5 protein-coding genes are annotated in these 4,123 nt (G+C 34.4%); 1 reads left to right on the top strand and 4 read right to left on the bottom strand.

Going from position 1 to position 4,123, the window contains the following annotated elements; translation table 11 throughout:
* Nucleotides 1–278: hypothetical protein (locus K6343_01755; protein MEF3244698.1), on the bottom strand; the 278-nt coding region annotated here is incomplete at its 3' end.
* A gap of 786 nt (nucleotides 279–1,064) precedes the next feature.
* Here K6343_01755 and K6343_01750 point away from each other — a divergent pair.
* Nucleotides 1,065–2,006, top strand: coding sequence for a DUF523 and DUF1722 domain-containing protein (locus tag K6343_01750; protein ID MEF3244697.1), 942 nt, complete (start codon nucleotides 1,065–1,067; stop codon nucleotides 2,004–2,006).
* Here the strand turns inward: K6343_01750 and nadD are convergent.
* Genes nadD through rpmA form a run of 3 tightly spaced genes read right to left on the bottom strand, consistent with a single transcriptional unit; the run spans nucleotide 1,979 to nucleotide 4,107 of the window.
* Complete coding sequence (gene nadD / locus K6343_01745; protein ID MEF3244696.1) at nucleotides 1,979–2,617, bottom strand: nicotinate-nucleotide adenylyltransferase; 639 nt, start codon at nucleotides 2,615–2,617, stop codon at nucleotides 1,979–1,981. The two genes, K6343_01750 and nadD, sit on opposite strands and share 28 nt — an antisense overlap.
* Nucleotides 2,583–3,866: a GTPase ObgE gene (gene obgE / locus K6343_01740; protein ID MEF3244695.1), complete on the bottom strand. Its 1,284-nt coding sequence runs from the start codon at nucleotides 3,864–3,866 to the stop codon at nucleotides 2,583–2,585. Before obgE ends, nadD begins: the two co-directional genes overlap by 35 nt.
* Nucleotides 3,853–4,107 (bottom strand): 50S ribosomal protein L27, encoded by a 255-nt coding sequence (rpmA, locus tag K6343_01735; GenBank protein ID MEF3244694.1) that lies wholly within the window; start codon nucleotides 4,105–4,107, stop codon nucleotides 3,853–3,855. Before rpmA ends, obgE begins: the two co-directional genes overlap by 14 nt.
* Nucleotides 4,108–4,123: the final 16 nt, after the last annotated feature.

Raw genomic sequence — 4,123 nt, 5'->3', positions numbered from 1 at the left:
TGTGATAAAGTGGTAGTTTTAATGGATTGTTTAAATACATTTGTTACATCGGAAGTTTTAATATCTTTACTGTAATCTTGAATTGTTGAGGATACATTGTGAGATTTGATGTCAACATCTTTCCCACCAATTTCTTTAGCTACATCAATTGACCCAACATTTAAAACTGCATGTTCAAAAGCATTTGCTCTTGTTTGAGTAGTTGGAAAACTCTTTAGTGTAGGTAAAACAGTTTGCAAAAAGAAGAAAACTACTAAAACTAATAAAAGTTTTTTCATGATAGCCTCCTTCTTTAGTCAATTTAATTAATGCTTCAGATTCCTTCTAATTTTGTTTTATTAAAATTACAAATTTTGTCAAGATGAAAATGAAAAATTTAGTCTAAGGTAAATATAGAGAAGTATCAATTGGCTATTACCACCTAAAATTTAAAAAAGATGATATTCTTCCTTAATTTGATGGGGACACAAGACACCATTCAAAACTACCCAAAAGCATAAAAGGCAAGATTCTTCGCCACCGCTCGGAATGACAGCTGGGACTTTGCACTTACTTACGAAAGGAAAAAAGTGCAGAATGACAGCAAAGGCATGTCCCATCAAGGCTTCTCCTGAAAATCAAAAGAAATAAACAGAGAGATTCTTCGGGCTTACGCTCTCAGAATGACACCCAACTGTCATCCTGCACTCCTTTCCTTGACGAAGTCAAGTGGAGCGATAGCGACGAAGGATCTCATTCTTTGAGGGGGTAAACGACGCCCCCCTCAAGACTTCCCCAAGTAATAGAAAAGGCATAAACGGGTGAGATTCTTCCTCGGCAAAAGAACGCCTCGTCAGAATGACGCCCACCTTGTCATCCTGAGGAATGAAATGACGAAGGATCTCATATTTGAGGGGAGAATCGAGGGGTTTTTCCCCTCGAATGTAAGATTCTTCGGGCTTACGCTCTCAGAATGACCACAGGAGGGACACCTCGTCATGGTGATTTTTCATTTCAAAAGCATTTTAGAGTATAATGTATTAACTTTGAGGACTAACCCAATTTAGGGATAATATAAAACCAAAATGGAAAACTTTATAAGACCTAAAATAGTGATAAGTAAGTGCATAAATCTTGCCAAAACAAGATACGATGGCGGAATCATAAAAGATGAATTTGCAGAAAAATTAAGTAAATTTGTAGATTACACCCCCGTATGCCCCGAGGTAGAAATTGGCTTAGGGATACCAAGAGATCCTATAATAATCGTAAAGAGTGAAAAAGATAAACTACTCCAACAAAATACCCAAAGAGATTTAACAAACGATATGGAAAATTTTTCTGTCCGTTTCTTAACAAATCTCACAGACTCAGTTGACGGTTTTCTTCTAAAGGCAAAATCTCCAAGTTGCGGTATTAACGACGTTAATTATTACAGTAATTTAGAGACCTTAAATATTATTGGAAAAACTTCAGGAATGTTTGCAAGAAATGTTAAATTGCTTTTTCCATACTTTCCCATTGAAAGCGAAAAAAGACTTATAGATAAAGGCATACGAGATCTTTTTCTTACAAAAATTTTTGCTTTTGCACATTTAAGACAACTAAAAGAAGACCTCTCAAAAGAAAAAATCCTTGAATTTCACTCTGAATACAAACTCATGCTTATCACATACAACCAATCAAATTTAAAATTATTAGGAAAACTTTTATCAAACCTAAATACCTTACCACTTGAGCAAGTTTACATTATTTATGCAGATCTCTTTAGAAAATCTTTTAGTAAAAATGCTTCTAAAGGTAATAATGTGAATACACTTCTCCATGCTTTTGGATATTTTAAAGATGGACTTTCTTCTAATGAAAAAGCACACTTCCTAGATTTAGTTCAAGAATACTTAGAAGGAAGAGTCGATAAATTCACTCTCATTGAAATTTTAAGAAATTTCACAATTAGGTTTAATGAAAAGTATCTACTAAAACAAAGATACCTAAACCCTTACCCAAAAGAGCTTCGCTTTGTGTAGTATCCGTGCCTTAAAATCTCGTTTTCAACAGGTTTTGGCACAAGGTATGAAATTGGCAAACCCGTTTTTAACCTCTCCCTTATGAGAGTTGATGAAATAGGGAAAAGGGGATGTTCAAGAGTAAATATCTTTTTAGTAAAGTCATTTAAATTTTCATTTGTAAATTCTTTTAATGTTGCAAAATTATCGCTCAGTCTTTTTGCAACAATAAAGTTAGAATTACTTAATATCTCTTTAAAGTCTTTCCAGAGAGTGATCTTTAAAAAAGCATCCTCTCCTATAATTGTATAAATATCAACTCCGTCTTTAATAAAATTCCTTAACGTATCAATATAGTAAGAAGGACCTTCTTTTTCTATTTCAAAATAAGAAATTTCAAAATTAGTTTCACCTTCTATGGCAATTTCTACAAGATGAGCGCGTATATACTTGTCGAGTAAGTCTTTTTTTCTAAAAACAGGGTTCCCGGTTGGGACAAATATTACTTTATCTAGGTTAAATAATCTTATAGATTCTTTCCCCACAAACAAATGACCTATATGAATGGGATTAAATGCACCACCATATATGCCAATCTTAACCTTCTTTGAAGATGAAAGATTTGCTTCCAATGATAACTTTGTCCCCTTCCTTTATACCGTATATTTTTAATCTCTTTTCAAGAGCTATTTTATCAAAAAATCTTAAAAGTTCGTTAACGCTTCCTGCTTTGTTTAAATCAGTAAGTTCAACTCTTCTTTCAAGCTCTTTATTACTCACTTTATACGTGTTTTCATTAACTTTTTCAATTATGAGCTCTTTACCTGTCTCCAATTTGATTTCTTTTACTTCCTGAATTCTTACCTCTTCAACATGAGTTTCTTGGACAAGTTTATACAAACGCTCAAGAACCTCATTTACGTTGGTAGAATTTAGTGCAGATATAAAGTATACTTCTTCGTGAACTCTATCAAAAAAGTCTTTTATCTCTTTTGTTCTTTTTCTTTTCCAAGTATCTATTTTATTTATGACAACAATTCTTTTTTTTGTAATAAGTGAGGGATTGTAGCTCTCAAGTTCTTTTAAAAGAGTTTTATACGTATTTTTAATCAGTTTTCTTTCGCTGCCGTCAATTAAAATCATGATGACTTTTGTTTTTTCAATATGTGAGAGAAACTGATTGCCCATTCCCTTTCCTTTTGCTGCGCCTTTTATAAGCCCAGGAAGATCTGCAATTACAAAACTTCTAAAATCATCGAGTTTTACAACACCAATTTTTGGATAAATAGTTGTAAAAGGATAAGGTGCAATTTCGGGGTGAGCATTACTTACCTTTGAAATGAATGTTGATTTTCCAGCATTGGGCAAGCCAACTATACCCACATCTGATAAGATTTTTAAAACAAGTTCAAGGTCTTTTTCTTCGTATGGCTCTCCCAATTCGTTATAGCGAGGCGCACGTTCTGTCGATGTTGTAAACGCCTTGTTTCCTCTGCCGCCACGTCCACCTTTTGCAACAACAAGAAAATCACTATCTTTGTTTAACTCGCCAATGACTTTATTGTTTGTTCTATCTATAATAACAGTCCCAACTGGCACTTCAATAATAAGATCACGCCCATTTTTCCCATGCTTTAATCTGGGTCCGCCGTTTTCTCCGTTTTCGGCAAAAAAGTGCTTTTTGAACAAAAAATTCTGGAGGGTCGTAAGGAATCTACTAGCCTTTATAATAACATCTCCGCCTTTTCCTCCGTTCCCTCCGTCTGGGCCCCCTTTGGGGATAAACTTTTCTCTTCTAAAACTTATTGCTCCATCGCCACCTTTTCCAGATCTTACCCGGATATAAGCATGATCAATAAAGGATGTCTTAGGTTTCTTCACGGTTTTCTATGATGCTTACCGATGTAAACTTCCTTATTTTTGTAAATTTTACAATACCATCTTTAAGAGCAAAAAGAGTAAAGTCAGAGCCTTTTCCTACGTTTTGACCTGCTTTAATTTTCTCTCCTCTTTGCCGAACAATGATATTGCCAGCCTTTGCAAACTGACCATCAAAAAGTTTAACACCAAGATACTTTGGATTGCTATCCCTACCATTAACTTTGCTTCTCTTCTTACCCATTGTTGCCTCCTACAAT

The sequence above is a fragment of the Caldisericaceae bacterium genome (assembly GCA_036574215.1).
Lineage (GTDB): Bacteria > Caldisericota > Caldisericia > Caldisericales > Caldisericaceae > Caldisericum.
Note: the sequence above shows the minus strand (reverse complement) of the source record. Positions and strands in the feature narration are given on the sequence as shown.

What these genes read in the sequence shown, in the direction of transcription:
- K6343_01750 (MEF3244697.1), top strand. Translation starts at nt 1,065, where the DNA reads ATGGAAAACTTTATAAGACCTAAAATAGTGATAAGTAAGTGCATAAAT.
- rpmA (MEF3244694.1), bottom strand. Translation starts at nt 4,107, where the DNA reads ATGGGTAAGAAGAGAAGCAAAGTTAATGGTAGGGATAGCAATCCAAAG.